The following is a 16,182-nucleotide window of genomic DNA, read 5'->3' as shown; positions in this document are numbered from 1 at the left end:
CAGTCAACCACCGGGGGCGACGCCGGCGTGGCAATCTCTGCAGACATGCAGAACAACCCGCCGACTCCAACCATCGAGGCCGCCCACCGTGAGCATCTGGGCGCTCTACCCTTCGACGACACCAGGGACTTCGCCGACGCCGACCGCGGGTTCATCGCCGCTCAGCAGCCATGCGTGATCAAGGCGGCCGACGGGCGGGTGGTGTGGGACAACGACGCCTACGCCTTCCTGAACGGCGAGGCCCCGACCAGCGTGCACCCCAGCCTGTGGCGGCAGTCGGCGCTGGTGGCCAAGCAGGGGCTCTACGAGGTCGTCGAGGGCATCTATCAGGTGCGGGGATTCGACCTGTCGAACATCACGTTCGTGGAGGGCGACACCGGCATCATCGTGATCGACCCTCTGGTGTCCACGGAGACCGCGGCGGCGGCACTGGCCCTGTACCGCCAGCATCGCGGCGATCGTGCCGTCCGGGCGGTGATCTACACCCACAGCCACGTCGACCATTTCGGGGGCGTGCTCGGCGTGACGACCCAGGCCGACGTCGATGCCGGAAAGGTCGCGGTGCTGGCGCCGGAGGGCTTCACCGAGCACGCGGTGCAGGAGAACGTCTACGCCGGAACGGCGATGGCGCGCCGCGCCGGGTACATGTACGGCGCCGTCCTGGAACGCGGCCCCCGGGGTCAGGTGGGGTGCGGGCTCGGGCAGACGCCCTCGACGGGTGAGGTGGCCATCATCGTGCCGACCCTCGACATCTGCGAGACGGGGGAGACCCACACCATTGACGGGGTGGAGATCGAGTTCCAGATGGCGCCGGGTACCGAAGCGCCGGCCGAGATGCACTTCTACTTCCCGCGCTTCCGCGCGCTGTGCATGGCCGAGAACGCCACCCACAACCTGCACAACCTGTTGACGCTGCGCGGGGCGCTGGTCCGCGACCCGCATGGCTGGGCCGGTTACCTCACCGAGGCCATCGACACCTTCGCCGACCGCGCCGACGTGGTGTTCGCGTCACACCACTGGCCCACGTGGGGTAGGGACCGGATCGTCGAATTCCTCTCCCTGCAACGGGATCTGTACGCATACCTGCACGATCAGACCTTGCGTCAGCTCAACCAGGGGTATACGGGGATCGAGATCGCCGAGACCTTCGCGATGCCGCCGGCGCTGGAGCAGGCGTGGCACGCTCGCGGGTACTACGGCTCGGTGAGCCACAACGTCAAGGCCGTCTATCAGCGCTACATGGGCTGGTTCGACGGCAACCCCGCCCGGCTGTGGCCGCACCCACCGGAAGCGATCGGACCGCGGTACGTCGCGGCGATGGGCGGTCTCGATCGTGTCGTCGAGATCGCCCGCGAAGCCTTCGGCGACGGTGACTTCCGCTGGGCGGCAACCCTGCTCGATCATGCGATGTTCACCGACGAGAACCACGCCGGGGCGCGGCAGCTCTACGCCGACACACTCGAGCAGCTGGCCTACGGCTCAGAGACGGCGACGTGGCGCAATTTCTTCCTCGCCGGGTGCACCGAGTTGCGGGACGGCAACTTCGGTACCCCGACAGCGACGTCGATGGCGATGGCGGCGCAGCTCTCGCCGGAGCAGATGTTCGACCTGCTGGCGATCAGCGTCGACGGGCCGCGCGCCTGGGACCTCGACCTGACGGTCGATGTCGTGTTCCTCGATGTCGACACCAACTACCGCCTCTCCCTGCGCAACGGAGTGCTGGTCTACCGGAAGACACCCGCCGACGAGTCCACGGCACAGGTGACACTGCGGCTGGCGACCAAGCTGCGGCTGCTCGCGCTCGCGGCAGGCGACAACACCTCACCCGGCCTGGAGATCACCGGCGACGCCTCAGTACTCGAGTCACTGGTCGGGGTGCTCGACAGGCCCGATCCCGGCTTCAACATCGTCACCCCGTAGGTCCTGGTCACGCCCCGCCGTCCGCACGCAAGATGGAGCCGGTGGTGAAGCTGGATGCGTCGGACATCAGAAACAATGCGGCACCGACGATTTCGCTGGGATCACCCGCACGTTGCAGCGCACTGCCCGCAAAGGGCGTGGCAGTGTCGTCGAACTTCCAAGCCTTGCTCACGTCGGTGAGGAACGGTCCGGGCATCAACGTGTTGACTCGCACCGTCGGTCCGAATGCCTTCGCCAGGCCCTCGGTCAGAGTGTTCAATCCCGCCTTCGACGCGGCATAGGGAAGGAAGGACGGGTCCGGCCGAAGCGAACCGTGCGTGCTGACATTGATGATCGACCCGCCGCCGTCAGCGACCATGCGCTCCCCGATCAGCGCCGACAACCGGAACGGGCCCTTCAGGTTGAGGTTCATCACCGCGTCGAACAACCTCTCGGTGACGTCGGTGAGCTCGTCGTAGAGCGGAGACATGCCGGCGTTGTTGACCAGTACGTCGACCCGGCCGAACCGGTCGTAGCACGCGTCGACCAACCCGTCGAGTTCGTCCCAGTGCCCGACGTGCACCTGGTACGGGAACACGGTCCGGCCGGTCGCGGCGCTGATCTCCTCGGCGGTGGCCACGCAGGCGTCGTACTTGCGGCTGGCCACGATGACGTCGGCACCGCACCGCGCGGCGGCGAAGGCCATCTCACGGCCCAGGCCGCGACTGCCGCCGGTGACCAGCACCACCCGGTCGGTCAGATCGAACAGCTGATCTGCATATCCGTCCATTGGCCATATGGTGTCACGGTGCAATTGCTTCTCGTCCGACATGCGCTGCCGTTGCGCAGCGAACCCGGGCAGGGTTCGGATCCGCACCTGTCCGCCGAAGGCGCCGAGCAGGCCGGCAGGTTGCCCGACGCCCTGGCCCGTTTCCCGATCCAGCGGGTGGTCAGTAGCCCCCAGGTGCGCGCAATCGAGACCGCGCAGCCGCTGGCCGACTCGCTGGGGGTGCGGGTCGAGGTCGACGAGCGCCTCGCCGAGTACGACCGCGACCTCGCCCACTACATCCCGGTGGAGCAGATCGCGAAGGAGAACCCGGCAGAGCTGGAGCGGCTGATCAACGGAAAGTTGCCCAGCGGTGTCGACGAGGCCGAGTTCCTGGGGCGCGTCGACGCGGCCGTCGCGGACCTGGTGGCCGCCGCCGCCCACGACGACACCGTCGCGGTGTTCAGCCACGGCGGCGTGATCAATGTGCTGCTGCACCAGATCCTGGGCACCGAGCGGCTGCTGTCGTTCCACGTCGACTACGCATCGGTGACCCGGCTGCTGTCGTCGCGCACCGGCCGGCTGGCCGTCGCCGGAGTCAACGCCACCGAACACGTATGGGACCTGCTCCCCGGAAAGCAGCGATGAGCGCTCGCGCGAAGAGCAGACAGCTGCAGGTGGTAGACAAGTCCGGTGACTGATCTCGATGGCCTGGATCTGGCCGCCCTGGATCGACACCTGCGCGAGACCGGGATCCCGCGCTCCGGAGAGCTGCGCGCGGAACTGGTCTCCGGCGGTCGGTCCAACCTGACGTTCCTGGTCTCCGACGACGCGTCGCGATGGGTGCTGCGCCGTCCGCCGCTGCACGGCCTGACACCGTCCGCGCACGACATGGCCCGGGAATACAAGGTGGTCGCGGCGCTGGCCGGGACTCCGGTGCCGGTCGCCCGTGCGGTGGCGATGCGCAACGACGACTCGGTGCTGGGTGCCCCGTTCCAGATGGTGGAGTATGTGCCGGGCCGGGTGGTGCGCCACACCGAACAGCTCGAGGCGCTCGGCGACCGGGCCACCATCGAATCGTGCGTGGACGCACTCATCACGGTGCTCGCCGACCTGCACGCGGTGGACCCGGACGCGGTAGGACTCGGCGATTTCGGCAAGCCCAGCGGTTACCTCGAACGCCAGGTGCGGCGCTGGGGCTCGCAATGGGACCTGGTCAGGCGCGACGACGATCCGTGTGACGACGATGTTCGCAGGCTGCACACCAAGCTCGGCGAGGGACTGCCTCCGCAGAGCCGGTCGGCAATCGTGCACGGCGACTACCGCATCGACAACACGATCCTCGACGCCGAGGACCCGACCAAAGTGGTCGCGGTGCTGGACTGGGAGATGTCGACACTCGGCGACCCACTCAGCGACGCTGCGCTGATGTGTGTGTACCGGCACCCGACCTTCCACTTCGTGCACGCCGACGCCGCATGGGCCAGCGAGCTGATCCCGCCGGCCGAGGTGCTCGCCGAGAAGTACTCCCGCGCGGCCGGTCAGGAACTGGACCACTGGGACTTCTACATGGCGCTGGCCTACTTCAAGCTCGCCATCATCGGGGCGGGGATCGCCTACCGGGCCCGCGAGAGCGGGGTCACCGACGACACCGACAAGGTGGCGGAGGCGGTCGCGCCGCTGGTCGCGGCCGGCCTCACCGAGCTTTCCTGACGTTTCGCTCCTAGTCTGCGTGGGTAGAGAGTCGCGTGGCCCGAAGAAGCGCCGTGAGACTGTTCCCCCGAATAGGAAGAAGGCGTGCGGCCATGAAGCGTGATGTCGCTGCGGAGTTGGACGTGGAAATCACCGCGCCGACCACTCTCGAGTTCCAGATCGCGGTGGCCCCCCAACCGGGCGCCGAGGTCACTGAGTCGCTGACTTTCGTGTTGGACGGCAAGGAGATTCCGGCCACCGGACCCTCGGGGGTCCAGGAGATCTCGGGCGAGCACGGCAACCGGATCCACAAGTTCGACGCCCCGGCGGGCAATCTCGAGGTCCGGTACTCGGCGACCGTGCTCGGCCATGCCGAGCCGGCGCCGCTGCGCGACATCGACCTGTCGACTTACCTGCGGCCCAGCCGCTACGCCGAGGCCGACAAGTTCTTCGGTTTCGCCGCAACCGAGTTCGGCGAGTTCGCGGACACCACCACCCTGCTGGAGAAGGTGTCGTCCTGGGTGGGCACCCGGTTGAGCTACGTGCCGGGGTCCAGCGACCCGATCGACGGTGCCGCCGACACGGTCCTGGCCGGCGCCGGGGTGTGCCGCGACTACGCGCATCTGGTGATCGCACTGCTGCGCGCGGTGAACGTGCCTGCCCGGCTGGTCTCGGTATACGCACCGGGCTGCCAGCCGATGGATTTCCACGCGGTGGCCGAGGCGTTCGTCGACGGACAGTGGCGGGTGGTCGATGCCACCTGCCTGGCGCCGCGGCAGTCGCTGGTGCGGATCGCGACCGGCCGCGATGCGGCGGACACCGCGTTCCTGGACAACCACAAGGGCGCCATCACGCTGAACAACATGACGGTCACCGCGACGGTCGACGGCGATCTCCCGCGCGACTCGCTCGAACAGCTGGTGTCGATCCGGTGACCGCTACAAGCCGGCCTTGAGGTTCGTCTTCGCCGCGCGGCGCAACTGGTGGATGCGCACTGCGCCTACCGCCACGGTGAGCAGCCCGCCCGCCACCGCCGCGAACAGGATCGCCACCCCCAGGGGCAGTGACCAGTGCCAGCCGAGGAAGGCGAACTCCGCCGACTCGGTGTTCTGCGCGATGAAGATCAACAGCACGATCAGGACCAGGAAGCCCAGGATCAGGGACACCCACATCGCAGCGGCCCTGGTGAACTTCACTGCCGACTCGGGGGGAGGCGCGGCGCGATCGCCTTCCGGAGGGTCCGAGTGGGCTCCTGCGGGCGGCGGATCCGCTGACGCGAACGGTTCGCTGGGCATAGCTCCAGTTTTGCCCTTTTGCCCTTCGAATGAAACCTCCACGCTGATGGAGTTATGGTCACGAAAGGCCTGTCGAGGCGAAAGGACGCCCGAGTGAGAAGTTCCCGACCGAAAATGCGGTACCGGATGCTCGCGGCATCGGTGGGCCTGATGGCACTGCTGACTGCACTCACCGCGTGTGGCAGTTCGAACCCGCTGGGTGGTGGCGAGGTCTCCGGTGACCTGAAATCGATCGTGGTCGGATCGGCCGACTTCCCGGAATCGAAGATCATCGGCGAGATCTACGCGCAGGCACTGGAGGCCAACGGTTTCACGGTGGGCAGGCAGTTCGGCATCGGTAGCCGGGAGACCTACATCCCGGCGGTGCAGGACAACTCGATCGACCTGATCCCCGAGTACACCGGGAACCTGTTGCAGTACTTCGACCCGGAGACCACGGTCACCACCCCGGATGACGTGCTGCTGGCGCTGTTCCGGGCGCTGCCCGGTGACCTGTCGATCCTCAACCCGTCGCCGGCCGAGGACAAGGACACCGTCGCGGTCAGCGAAGAGACCGCGCAGCGGTGGAACCTCACGACGATCGGCGATCTGGCGGCGCACTCCGCCGAAGTGAAGTTCGGTGGGCCGTCGGAGTTCCTCAACCGCGCCGAGGGCATCCCGGGGCTGCGGGAGAAGTACGGACTGGACGTGGCGCCGAGCAACTTCATCGCGATCAGCGACGGCGGCGGACCGGCCACCGTACGGGCGCTGACCGACGGAACCGTGACCGCGGCCAACATCTTCAGCACGTCGCCGGCGATCCAGGAGAACAACTTGGTGGTGCTGGAGGATCCGGAGAACAACTTCCTGGCCGCCAACGTGGTGCCACTGGTCAGCTCGCAGAAGAAGTCCGACGAACTCAAGACCGTGCTCGATGCGGTCTCGGCGGAGCTGACGACCGAGGATCTGATCGCGCTGAACACTCAGACATCGGGCAACGCCGGTATCAACCCGGACGAGGCCGCAGAGAACTGGGTACGGGACAAGGGCTTCGACAAACCGCTCCAGCCGTGAGCAGCAGAGGGTATCGATGATCGAATTCGCCGGTGTCACAAAGCAGTACCCTGACGGCACGGTAGCCGTCGACGACCTCGACCTGGTGGTTCCTGACGGTAATCTGGTGGTCTTCGTCGGTCCGTCGGGCTGCGGCAAGACCACTTCGATGCGGATGATCAACCGGATGATCGAGCCGACGTCGGGGACACTGACGGTCAACGGTGAGGACGTCAGCAAGGTCGATCCGGTGAAGCTGCGTCTGGGTATCGGGTACGTCATCCAGAGTGCCGGTCTGATGCCTCATCTGCGGGTGGTGGACAACGTCGCGACGGTGCCTGTGCTCAAGGGTGAGTCGCGACGCGCGGCCCGCAAGGCCGCACTGGGGGTGCTCGAACGGGTCGGGCTGGATCTCAAGCTCGCCGACCGCTACCCGGCGCAGCTGTCGGGCGGTCAGCAGCAACGGGTCGGGGTGGCCCGCGCGCTGGCCGCCGACCCGCCGATCCTGCTGATGGACGAGCCGTTCAGCGCGGTCGACCCGGTGGTGCGCGAAGAGCTGCAGACCGAGATCCTGCGCCTGCAAAGCGAATTGCACAAGACCATCGTGTTCGTCACCCACGACATCGACGAAGCCATCAAGATCGGGGACACCGTCGCCGTCTTCGGGCGTGGCGGCGTGCTGCAGCAGTACGACGAACCGCAGCGGCTGCTGTCCAACCCGGCGAACGATTTCGTCGCCGGGTTCATCGGTGCCGACCGCGGCTACCGGGGGCTGCAGTTCCGGCACGCCACCGGCCTTCGGATGCACGACATCCGGTCGACCGACGAGGCCGGAGTCGACGCACTTGAGCTTCGCGACGGGGAGTGGGTGCTGGTGACCAGACCCGACGGCGCCCCGTATGCGTGGATCGATGGCGCCGGCGTGGCGCTGCACCGATCGGGAAAGTCGTTGTACGACAGCACGACTGCAGGTGGCTCACTGTTCCGCCCGGACGACTCGTTGCGGCAGGCGCTCGACGCCGCGCTGTCCTCGCCGTCTGGACTCGGGGTGGCAGTGGATGCCGGCGGCAAGCCGATCGGCGGTGTGCTCGCTGACGACGTACTCGACGCGCTGAGAGAGCAGCGTTCGCGGTGAACTATCTGCTGAGCAACCTGGACGACGGGTGGGAGCTGACGGTCATCCACCTGCGGCTCTCGCTCGTCCCGATTGTGCTCGGGCTGCTGATCGCGGTCCCCCTGGGGGCGGTGGTGCAGCGCACCAGGACGCTGCGCAGGCTGACGACCGTCACCGCGAGCATCGTCTTCACGATCCCGTCGCTGGCGCTTTTCGTTGTGCTGCCGCTGATCATCCCGACGCGCATCCTCGACGAGGCCAACGTCATCGTCGCGCTGACGCTCTACACGACAGCACTTCTGGTGCGCGCGGTGCCCGAGGCCCTGGACGCGGTACCCGAACCGGTCCGCGACGCCGCCACCGCCGTCGGCTACCGACCCCTGATTCGGATGCTGAAAGTGGAGCTGCCGCTGGCCATTCCGGTTCTGATCGCCAGCCTGCGGGTGGTCGCGGTCACCAACATCTCGATGGTGGCTGTCGGTTCGGTGATCGGCATCGGCGGGCTGGGAACCTGGTTCACCGAGGGTTACCAGTCCAACAAGAGTGACCAGATCATCGCGGGCATCATCGCGATCTTCGTGCTGGCGATCGTCATCGACACGCTGATCATGTTGGCGGGCAAGGCCATGACACCCTGGACCAGAGCGCAGAAGGCGGCCGTGGCGTGAACTTCCTCGAACAGGCGCTCTCGTTCATCTTCACCGCGTCCAACTGGGCCGGCCCCGCGGGCTTGGCCGCGCGGATCGGTGAACACCTGGAGTACACGGTCATCGCGACGTTCTTCTCGGTGCTGGTCGCGGTGCCGATCGGGATGCTGATCGGGCACACCGGCCGGGGCACGTTCGTCGTCGTCACCGGCGTCAACGCGTTGAGGGCGTTGCCGACGCTGGGTGTGCTGCTGCTCGGTGTGCTGCTGTGGGGTCTGGGCCTGGTGCCACCCACCGTCGCGCTGATGCTGCTGGGGATCCCGCCGCTGCTCGCCGGCACGTACTCCGGGATCGCGAACGTGGATCGGGCGGTGGTTGATGCCGCCAGATCGATGGGGATGACGGAGACGCGCATCCTGCTGCGCGTCGAGACCCCGAACGCGCTGCCGCTGATCCTCGGCGGTCTTCGGACCGCGACGCTGCAGATCGTCGCCACCGCCACCATCGCCGCCTACGCCAGCCTCGGCGGTCTGGGGCGGTACCTGATCGACGGCATCAAGGTGCGGGAGTTCCACATCGCGTTGGTGGGGGCGTTGATGGTGACCGCGCTGGCGCTGATCCTCGACGCGGTGCTGGCGTTCGCGGTGTGGGCGTCGATGCCCGGCACCGGGCGGCTGGGCCGGATGCGTCGCATGCCACAGCCGCTGCTGGGCGACGAGGTCGCGCTGGAATCACGTCCGCGCGTCGGTTCACAGTCGAGTTCGCACCCCGGTTCGCCAGCCCGCCACGAACGAGGGGATCCGTCGCATACGGTAGAGGGATGAGTGAAGAAGGTCGCTCTGACGCGAGCTCTGGGACCTATCCGGCCATCCTGACATGGCGGGCACAGGACGTGCCCCGGATGGAGTCGGTGCGCGTTCAGCTCTCGGGCAACCGCATCAAGGCCTACGGCAGGATGGTGGCGGCAGCCACACCGTCGCATCCGGCGTTCAGCGCCTCCTACGACCTGGTCACCGACGAGGCCGGCGCGACGAAGAGGCTGTCGCTGACGGTCACCCTCGCGGAGCGGGAGCGCCAGCTCTCGATCGCGCGGGACGAAGAGAGCATGTGGCTGGTCCAGGACCACTCCGGCCAGACCAGCAGGTCCGCCTTCGACGGCGCCCTCGACGTGGATGTCATCTTCAGCCCGTTCTTCAACGCGCTGCCGATCCGTCGCACCGGGGTGTTCCGCGGTGACGGCGATTCGGTCACCATGCCCATCGTCTACGTCCGGCTGCCCGACCTGTCGGTCGACGTCGCGACGATCAGCTACAGCTCCGGCCCCGACGGTCTCAAAGTCCATTCACCGGTCGCCGAGACGGAGATCACAGTCGACGACGACGGGTTCATCCTCGACTATCCAGGGTTGGCAACGCGGATCTGACCACGCCACCGGCCCGTCCGGCGGCGGCGAGCTCGTCGCGCCATCCTTCGGCGCCGAGGACCGTGCCGATGATCTGGGGCCGGCTGAAGCTGTCGTAGCGGATCCGGGCGGCGTGACCGGCCTCGACGAGGTCTGAGACCGGCCGACCGGCCGCCAGTCGGTCACGGGCGTCACCGAGCAGGCGCAGTGTGTCATCGAGCACCGGCACCAGCTGTTCGGCGTTGGCCTCGCACATCGCCCGCACCAGATCCGGTGCAGTCGCCGCGACCCGGGTGCCATCACGAAACGACCCGGCCGCCAATGCGAACGCCAGCGGCACCCCACCCGCGGTGACGGCCAGGGCCTCGGCGAGCAGGTGGGGCAGATGCGAGATCGTCGCGGCGGCGGTGTCGTGTTCATCGGATCGGGCGGGGACGACGACAGCACGGCAGTCCAGGGCCAGTGCCATGACCTGGGCCCACACACCCGGGTCGACGTGGTCGTCGACGCTGATCACCCAGGGTGCGCCGACGAACAGTTCGGCCTCACCGGCCGTCCACCCCGAACGTGCGGTGCCGGCCATCGGATGCCCGCCGACATACCGCTCCAGCAGGCCGGCGTCGGCGACATCCCTGAGCACCGCACCCTTGACGCTGGTCACGTCGGTCAGCGGGCACTGCGGCGCGGTGTCGCGGACGTGGCGCAACATCGACGGCAACGCGGGAACCGGCACCGCCAGGACGATCAGCGCGGCGGTGGCGGCGGCCCGCGACAGCGCCTCGTCCAGGTTTACGGTGGCGTCGAAACCGTCGAATCGTGCCGCCTCGACCCCCTGCACCGACCGGTTGTAGCCGAACACCTCGCGCCCGGCGGCCCTGGCCGCACGCATGACCGAGCCGCCGATCAGTCCCAGACCGACCACACACACCGGTGTCTTCGTCACGCTCCAAGGTTGGCACACCGGATCGGCGGCCCGAGGTCAGGAGGGGCGGACTCGCTGGTCAAGGCCATGACTGGGGACTACCGTGGCTCCCATGGGAGCGCAGAGTGCACAGCCGCAGAAGAGGTCCGTGGATGTGCCTGACGGCTTCGGCGTCGCCGTCGTCTGGGAGGACGGCAAATGGCGATGCACTGCGATGCGGCGCGCAGCTCTGACCAGTCTGTCCGCCGCCGAGACGGAACTGTGTGAGATGCGCAGTGCCGGAGCTGTTTTCGGAATCCTGGACATCGACGACGAGTTCTTCGTGATCGTGCGTCCGGCTCCTTCGGGGACCCGGCTGCTGCTCTCGGATGCCACTGCGGCGCTGGACTACGACATCGCCGCCGAGGTACTGGAGAAGCTCGACGCCGACATCCAGGACGAGGACCTCGAAAGCGCCGATCCTTTCGAGGAGGGCGACCTGCGGGTGCTCTCCGACATCGGGTTGCCCGAGGCGGTGCTGGGAGTGATCTGCGACGAGAGCGACGATCTCTACGCCGACGAGCAGATCGGCCGGATCGCCAGAGAGATGGGTTTCGCGGACGAACTGGCGGCGGTTCTCGACCGCCTCGGCCGGTGACCCCCGCCGATAGCCGGTGACCGACGAGGACCTGATCCGCGCGGCCCTCGACGCGGCCGCTGCGGTGGGGCCCCGCGACGTGCCGATCGGCGCGGTCGTCCTCGGCGCCGACGGAACCGAGCTGGCCCGGGCGGCCAACGCCCGCGAGGAGCTCGGCGACCCCACCGCGCACGCGGAGATCCTCGCGCTGCGCGCGGCTGCGCGGGTGCTGGGCGACGGCTGGCGGTTGGAAGGAGCCACGCTCGCTGTCACCGTCGAGCCGTGCACCATGTGCGCGGGCGCGCTGGTGATGGCGCGGGTCGCCCGTGTGGTCTTCGGGGCGTGGGAACCGAAGACCGGCGCCGTGGGCTCGCTGTGGGATGTGGTGCGCGACCGCCGGTTGACGCACCGGCCCCAGGTGCGCGGGGGAGTGCTGGCCGAGGAGTGCGCCGACCTGCTGGAAGGGTTCTTCGCCCGCCAACGGTGACGCTGCCCTTCGCCGAGTGTGAACCCACGGCTGTGGTTGGGCCGGTTCAACGACCGCCAGTTCACTTTCGTGTGGCTGGCAGGCAGCGGTTTGGGATGTGGGGCGGTGCATCGGTAAGCTGCCACGCGGTGGCGTGTCCGAGCGGCCTAAGGAGCACGCCTCGAAAGCGTGTGACGGGTAACCCCCGTCCGAGGGTTCAAATCCCTCCGCCACCGCCAAGTCCGCCCGCCTGTGAGCGCAGGTGGGCGACTTCTGCGTTCTTCGCCGGGTGTGCGCATGCGGATATGGCATCGATCACACCCGAGGTGCTCTCGGGCTTGCGGCTGGCCTACTCGCTGCCGACGCCGTTGTGAACGCGGAATAGGTTGTCGGGATCCACATTCCGTTTGATCGACAACAGCCGGTCGTAGTTGGTGCCCCAGAAGGCATGCTGCCAATCGGGTTCGAAGTAGTCGGCTTCGTTGAAATAGGTGCCGGCTCCCGGGGTGGCGTCGCGGATGATTCCGATCGCGGCGTTCGTCTGCTCCGCGGCTTTGCGTCCGACTGTGAGGTCGGGTTCGTGGCCGACGATCCCGGGGTAGGCGGTGGGTTGTTGTGATCCGATCGTGGCGAACGCCGCCGCGGCCAGGCAGGCGGGGTTGATGCTTGTGGTCCGCTCCCGCGCCAGGACTTCTTCCGAGGCGCCGGCCAAGCCCTTGTTGATGTGGATGCTGACCCGGGCGAGCCGCGAAGCCTCGAATAGGGCGTCTACGAGATCGTCGGGAGTGTCGACGAACATCTTCAGCGGGAGCCACCGGGAGAGGTAGCTGAAGATGAACTGCGATACCTCGCCCTGATTACTCGCCCACCAGAACTGACCACTCGGCTGATCAGGGCGAGGATCGAGGGTGATCGTCTCGGGGGCGACCCGCTGCCAGTAGGCGGTATTCCACAAATCGCGGAACGGATGACTCTCGAAGTCGAGGTCGACGGTTGCCAGGCCGTCGGCCTGCAACTCGGAGGTGAAGGGCTCCCACACCGCGCGTGCCTGTTCGGTGGTCAGGTCCAGCCACACCACGGAGAGTTCTAGGGAGTTGTCGGGCTTGACCGCAATCTGCTCACCCCACGACCCGTCGATGAGCGCGCCGGGGAAGAACCTGACGAAGCGACCGAGCAGGTCCTTGAAGGCGTCATCCCCGGACGCTGTGATGGTGCCGCTGAGAGAACCCACGGTCTGCGGAATCGGATGCGCGAGGTAAGTGATTCGGCTGACGATGCCGAACGTGCCGCCGCCTCCGCCCCGCAGCGCCCAGAACAGATCGGCGTCCTGGGCCTCGTTGACGATGCGCACCTGCCCGTCCGCCGTCACGACCTCCATCTCAAGCACACCCCCGGCGCCGCTGCCGAAGCGCTTCGAGAAGTTACCGAATCCTCCGCCGAGGGTGAAGCCACCGCAGGCCCCGACCGAGGTGCAGCCGCCGCCCTGTACGTAGACCCCGTTCGCGGTGGCCTCCTGGTAAGCCTCCAGCCATCGGGCCCCAGCGGCGACGCTCAGCGCCGACACCGGCGGACGGGCGGCGTCTGCTCCGGCCGGGCGGAACTCGGGGTGGAAGGTGACCTCCCGCATATTTTGTGTCCAGACAAGCAGCGAATCGGGCGCGTTCGAACGGCCGAGATAGTCGTGCCCGGTGCCCTTCACGGCCAGCCGTACCCGCTTGTCGCGCGCGAAATTCACCGCAGCGGCGATATCGTCGGCACTCTCGGCCGCGACCGCGTACAGACTGACCTGGTTCTGCCACGCGCCCAGCCAACCGGTCGTCTGCGACACCCCGGGCTGCTCCTCGATCCAGAAGGGGTTTCTGAGGTTTTCCAGCACACTCGAACAGTCATCGCTCGTCATGTCTGCCGTGCAGGACGTCAGCGGCGATTCGACGTTGATCAGCCGGCCGCCGACCTCTTCGCGCAGCGCCGCCCACTCGGCTTCAGTCGGCAAGCCGTCCACGGGGGTGGCGCTCGTCGAGGCCGTGCCACCGCCATCCGACGGCGAACAGGCCGCGCTCACCAGCGCAAACGTCGATGCTCCAGCGAGGAAACCGCGCCGCGAGATGCCCGAGGCCCCCCAGTGATCGGCCATGTCGATGCAGCCTAGACCTCAGTGGGTTACCCGGACCCGAGTTCTGCAGGACAGGGCTGAACTCCCAGAGCCAAACGATGTCACCCGCCGTGCTGCAGACCAGAGGCCACTCCGACCGTCGACGCGACAGCCATGACCACGCCTGCACCGAGGAGCACGATCGTGTTGGCGAACGCCGGGATCGATTCTCCGCGGCGGCGTCGGTACCAGACCCAACCGGCCCCCATCACGACATAGATCTCCAGCAGCAGCGCACAGAGGTCGGCGGCGTGCACCAGTTCGGGCTCGCCGGTACGGGGCCCGACAGGTGCTGCCGCCGTCCGGGACAGGACCCACAGGGCGATGACTCCGATGTTGACCAGGACGCCGGCGGCCAGCACCGTCGAGCTCGTTCGAACCAGCACCAATTGTGCCCAGGTCAGCTGAAACACGGCGATGCAGACGAAGAACAGACCCGACGTCGGCCACTGCTGCCAGTGCGTCGCGGCGACCGCGAAGTGGATCAGCGCAACGCCGAGCGAGGCGAGCGCCGCCATCCGCGCAGCCAACTCGGTCTCTGTCGTCGTCGCTCTTCTCGATGGCACTCGACAGATGATGGCAGCGCCGTCGCCGTCCGTCGCCATGTGACATCGCATCGCCACCGGACCGAGACGCACCCGTCACCGACAGCAGTCAGCCCGCCACCTGACGGGGTGACGGGCTGACTCGGAGTCGGTGACGCGGTTACTTCTTGAACGCGTCCTTGACCTTCTCGCCGGCGTCCTTGAGGCTGGACTTCGCCTGGTCGATCTTGCCTTCGTTCTCGGTGTCCTCGTTGCCGGTCACCTTGCCGAGGCCTTCTTTGGCCTTGCCGCCGAGGTCGTCGATCTTGTTGCTGGTCTTGTCGTCAGCGCTCACTGGTGCGCCTCCTTCGGTCGAGATGGGTTGCGGCTCGTAGTCGAACCATGCAGGGCGGGTACCTCGGGGCCGCCCTGCTGAAACTCATCGGAGGTGTGACGTCACACTCGTCACTCGTCGACCCACGGGCTACACCCCCGCCGCGACCTCCGCGGGTGCCGGCTCCACGGTCACCTTGATGGCCTCGCCGTTCTTGACGATCTGGAATGCCTCGAGGACGTCGTCCAGCGGGATGTGGCGGGTGATCAGGTCCTTGACCGGAACCTGGCCGGTGGAGATGTACTCCAGGGCGCGCTTGTTGTGTTCGGGCGCAGACCCGTTGGCGCCGTGGATGTGCAGTTGGCGGTAGTGCACGACGTTCGAGTCGCAGCTGATGGTGGGATTCGTCTTGGGCAGCCCGCCGAAGAACGAGATGCGGCCGTTTCTGGCCGCCATCGAGATGGCCTGTTCCTGCGCGACGTTGGCCGCGGTGGCGGTGATGACGACGTCCGCGCCGCGCCCCCCGGTCAGCTCCATGACCCGCTCGACCACGTCGACCTCGGCGCCGTTGATGATCTCCTCCGGTGCGACCGCGTCGGCCGACATCTGCAGCCGGGCCGCGTTGACGTCGACGAGGTAGACCGGTCCGCAGTTGTGCACACCGCGCGCGATGCGGATGTGCATGCAGCCGATCGGGCCCGCACCGAACACCACCACGGTGTCGCCCTCTTCGATGCCGAGCAGTTCCTGGGCGTTGATGGCGCAGGCGAACGGTTCGGCGGCCGACGCCTCGTCGAAACCGACATTGTCCGGAATGCGGTTCAGGCCGTCGACTTTGAGCACCTGGCGAGGAACGATCATGTATTCGGCGAAACCGCCGTCGTACTGATAGCCCATCGAGGTCTGGTTCTGGCACACCGCCATCCAGCCCTTCCGGCACTCGTAGCAGTCGCCGCAGGGGACCGCGGCGATCACCTGGACGCGGTCGCCCACCTTCCAGTTGCTGCCGTAGGTCGCATTCACGTCGGCGCCGACCTCGACGATCTCGCCGGCGATCTCATGACCGATGGTGCGCGGCGGCGTCAGGTTCTGGTGGCCGTTGTAGAAGATCTTGACGTCGGTGCCGCATGTCGAACAGTTGCGGACCCGCAGCTTGACCTCGTCGGACGCGCACGCCGGTTCGGCCACGTCCTCCAGCCGGACGTCCTCGGGTGCGTAGAACCGCAATGCCTTCATGGGGTGATCCTCTCGACTAGACGACGCTGAGACCGCTGCGCAGCTGCTGTGCTCTAAAGCACTCTAACGCCGATCCGGGCATAAA

17 protein-coding genes, 1 tRNA gene and 1 pseudogene are annotated in these 16,182 nt (G+C 67.4%); 12 read left to right on the top strand and 7 right to left on the bottom strand.

The window, feature by feature from the left end:
- Nucleotides 1-45: 45 nt before the first annotated feature.
- Nucleotides 46-1,920: an alkyl/aryl-sulfatase gene (locus BEMPMBAN_RS06975; RefSeq protein ID WP_159229679.1), complete on the top strand. Its 1,875-nt coding sequence runs from the start codon at nt 46-48 to the stop codon at nt 1,918-1,920.
- 7 nt (nt 1,921-1,927) lie between these two features.
- On the opposite strand, the gene BEMPMBAN_RS06970 is transcribed toward BEMPMBAN_RS06975, so the two are convergent.
- Nucleotides 1,928-2,689, bottom strand: coding sequence for an SDR family NAD(P)-dependent oxidoreductase (locus BEMPMBAN_RS06970; RefSeq protein WP_159229627.1), 762 nt, complete (start codon nt 2,687-2,689; stop codon nt 1,928-1,930).
- A gap of 18 nt (nt 2,690-2,707) precedes the next feature.
- On the opposite strand from BEMPMBAN_RS06970, the gene BEMPMBAN_RS06965 reads away from it, so the two are divergent.
- The 3 genes from BEMPMBAN_RS06965 to BEMPMBAN_RS06955 all read left to right on the top strand — a co-directional run bounded on the left by BEMPMBAN_RS06965 (nt 2,708) and on the right by BEMPMBAN_RS06955 (nt 5,292).
- A complete protein-coding gene (locus tag BEMPMBAN_RS06965) occupies nt 2,708-3,313 on the top strand; it encodes a histidine phosphatase family protein (RefSeq protein ID WP_159229626.1) in 606 nt (201 codons plus the stop codon).
- Nucleotides 3,314-3,358: 45 nt separating this feature from the next.
- Nucleotides 3,359-4,378 carry a phosphotransferase family protein gene (locus BEMPMBAN_RS06960; protein ID WP_159229625.1) on the top strand — a complete coding sequence of 340 codons (1,020 nt, stop codon included), beginning with the start codon at nt 3,359-3,361 and terminating at the stop codon, nt 4,376-4,378.
- A gap of 92 nt (nt 4,379-4,470) precedes the next feature.
- Nucleotides 4,471-5,292, top strand: a complete 822-nt coding sequence (locus BEMPMBAN_RS06955; protein ID WP_159229624.1) for a transglutaminase-like domain-containing protein — start codon at nt 4,471-4,473, stop codon at nt 5,290-5,292.
- Nucleotides 5,293-5,295: 3 nt separating this feature from the next.
- On the opposite strand, the gene BEMPMBAN_RS06950 is transcribed toward BEMPMBAN_RS06955, so the two are convergent.
- A complete protein-coding gene (locus tag BEMPMBAN_RS06950; protein ID WP_159229623.1) occupies nt 5,296-5,652 on the bottom strand; it encodes a LapA family protein in 357 nt (118 codons plus the stop codon).
- 93 nt (nt 5,653-5,745) lie between these two features.
- On the opposite strand from BEMPMBAN_RS06950, the gene BEMPMBAN_RS06945 reads away from it, so the two are divergent.
- Genes BEMPMBAN_RS06945 through BEMPMBAN_RS06925 form a run of 5 tightly spaced genes read left to right on the top strand, consistent with a single transcriptional unit; the run spans nt 5,746 to nt 9,868 of the window.
- On the top strand, nt 5,746-6,705 hold the full coding sequence (locus BEMPMBAN_RS06945) for an ABC transporter substrate-binding protein (RefSeq protein ID WP_200845902.1): 960 nt from the start codon (nt 5,746-5,748) through the stop codon (nt 6,703-6,705).
- A 16-nt stretch (nt 6,706-6,721) separates the two neighbouring features.
- Nucleotides 6,722-7,819 carry an ABC transporter ATP-binding protein gene (locus BEMPMBAN_RS06940; protein WP_159229621.1) on the top strand — a complete coding sequence of 366 codons (1,098 nt, stop codon included), beginning with the start codon at nt 6,722-6,724 and terminating at the stop codon, nt 7,817-7,819.
- The gene (locus BEMPMBAN_RS06935) at nt 7,816-8,466 is read left to right on the top strand and encodes an ABC transporter permease (RefSeq protein WP_159229620.1); all 651 of its coding nucleotides are present in this window, start codon (nt 7,816-7,818) and stop codon (nt 8,464-8,466) included. The genes BEMPMBAN_RS06940 and BEMPMBAN_RS06935 overlap by 4 nt, the downstream gene beginning before the upstream one ends.
- Nucleotides 8,463-9,269, top strand: a complete 807-nt coding sequence (locus tag BEMPMBAN_RS06930) for an ABC transporter permease (RefSeq protein WP_159229619.1) — start codon at nt 8,463-8,465, stop codon at nt 9,267-9,269. Before BEMPMBAN_RS06935 ends, BEMPMBAN_RS06930 begins: the two co-directional genes overlap by 4 nt.
- Nucleotides 9,266-9,868: a putative glycolipid-binding domain-containing protein gene (locus BEMPMBAN_RS06925; RefSeq protein WP_159229618.1), complete on the top strand. Its 603-nt coding sequence runs from the start codon at nt 9,266-9,268 to the stop codon at nt 9,866-9,868. The genes BEMPMBAN_RS06930 and BEMPMBAN_RS06925 overlap by 4 nt, the downstream gene beginning before the upstream one ends.
- Here the strand turns inward: BEMPMBAN_RS06925 and BEMPMBAN_RS06920 are convergent.
- Entirely contained in the window at nt 9,831-10,790 is a 960-nt protein-coding gene (locus BEMPMBAN_RS06920; RefSeq protein WP_159229617.1) for a prephenate dehydrogenase, read from the bottom strand. The genes BEMPMBAN_RS06925 and BEMPMBAN_RS06920 overlap by 38 nt on opposite strands.
- Before the next feature lie 91 nt (nt 10,791-10,881).
- Here BEMPMBAN_RS06920 and BEMPMBAN_RS06915 point away from each other — a divergent pair, with 91 nt between their 5' ends.
- The 3 genes from BEMPMBAN_RS06915 to BEMPMBAN_RS06905 all read left to right on the top strand — a co-directional run bounded on the left by BEMPMBAN_RS06915 (nt 10,882) and on the right by BEMPMBAN_RS06905 (nt 12,090).
- Nucleotides 10,882-11,406 carry a tRNA adenosine deaminase-associated protein gene (locus BEMPMBAN_RS06915; RefSeq protein WP_159229616.1) on the top strand — a complete coding sequence of 175 codons (525 nt, stop codon included), beginning with the start codon at nt 10,882-10,884 and terminating at the stop codon, nt 11,404-11,406.
- Between the two features lie 16 nt (nt 11,407-11,422).
- Nucleotides 11,423-11,872 (top strand): nucleoside deaminase, encoded by a 450-nt coding sequence (locus tag BEMPMBAN_RS06910; protein WP_159229615.1) that lies wholly within the window; start codon nt 11,423-11,425, stop codon nt 11,870-11,872.
- Between the two features lie 127 nt (nt 11,873-11,999).
- A tRNA-Ser gene (locus BEMPMBAN_RS06905) sits at nt 12,000-12,090 on the top strand.
- A 110-nt stretch (nt 12,091-12,200) separates the two neighbouring features.
- On the opposite strand, the gene BEMPMBAN_RS06900 is transcribed toward BEMPMBAN_RS06905, so the two are convergent.
- From BEMPMBAN_RS06900 to BEMPMBAN_RS06885, 4 genes and pseudogenes are all read right to left on the bottom strand, one after another.
- Entirely contained in the window at nt 12,201-13,985 is a 1,785-nt protein-coding gene (locus BEMPMBAN_RS06900) for an FAD-dependent oxidoreductase (RefSeq protein ID WP_159229614.1), read from the bottom strand.
- Nucleotides 13,986-14,071: 86 nt separating this feature from the next.
- A pseudogene (locus BEMPMBAN_RS06895) lies at nt 14,072-14,608 on the bottom strand (hypothetical protein); the annotation flags it as partial.
- Between the two features lie 100 nt (nt 14,609-14,708).
- Nucleotides 14,709-14,882 carry a CsbD family protein gene (locus BEMPMBAN_RS06890; protein ID WP_159229612.1) on the bottom strand — a complete coding sequence of 58 codons (174 nt, stop codon included), beginning with the start codon at nt 14,880-14,882 and terminating at the stop codon, nt 14,709-14,711.
- Nucleotides 14,883-15,011: 129 nt separating this feature from the next.
- Nucleotides 15,012-16,097 (bottom strand): zinc-dependent dehydrogenase, encoded by a 1,086-nt coding sequence (locus BEMPMBAN_RS06885; protein WP_159229611.1) that lies wholly within the window; start codon nt 16,095-16,097, stop codon nt 15,012-15,014.
- Nucleotides 16,098-16,182 lie beyond the last annotated feature (85 nt).

The organism is Mycolicibacterium austroafricanum (assembly GCF_902705885.1).
GTDB lineage: Bacteria > Actinomycetota > Actinomycetes > Mycobacteriales > Mycobacteriaceae > Mycobacterium > Mycobacterium vanbaalenii_A.
Note: the sequence above shows the minus strand (reverse complement) of the source record. Positions and strands in the feature narration are given on the sequence as shown.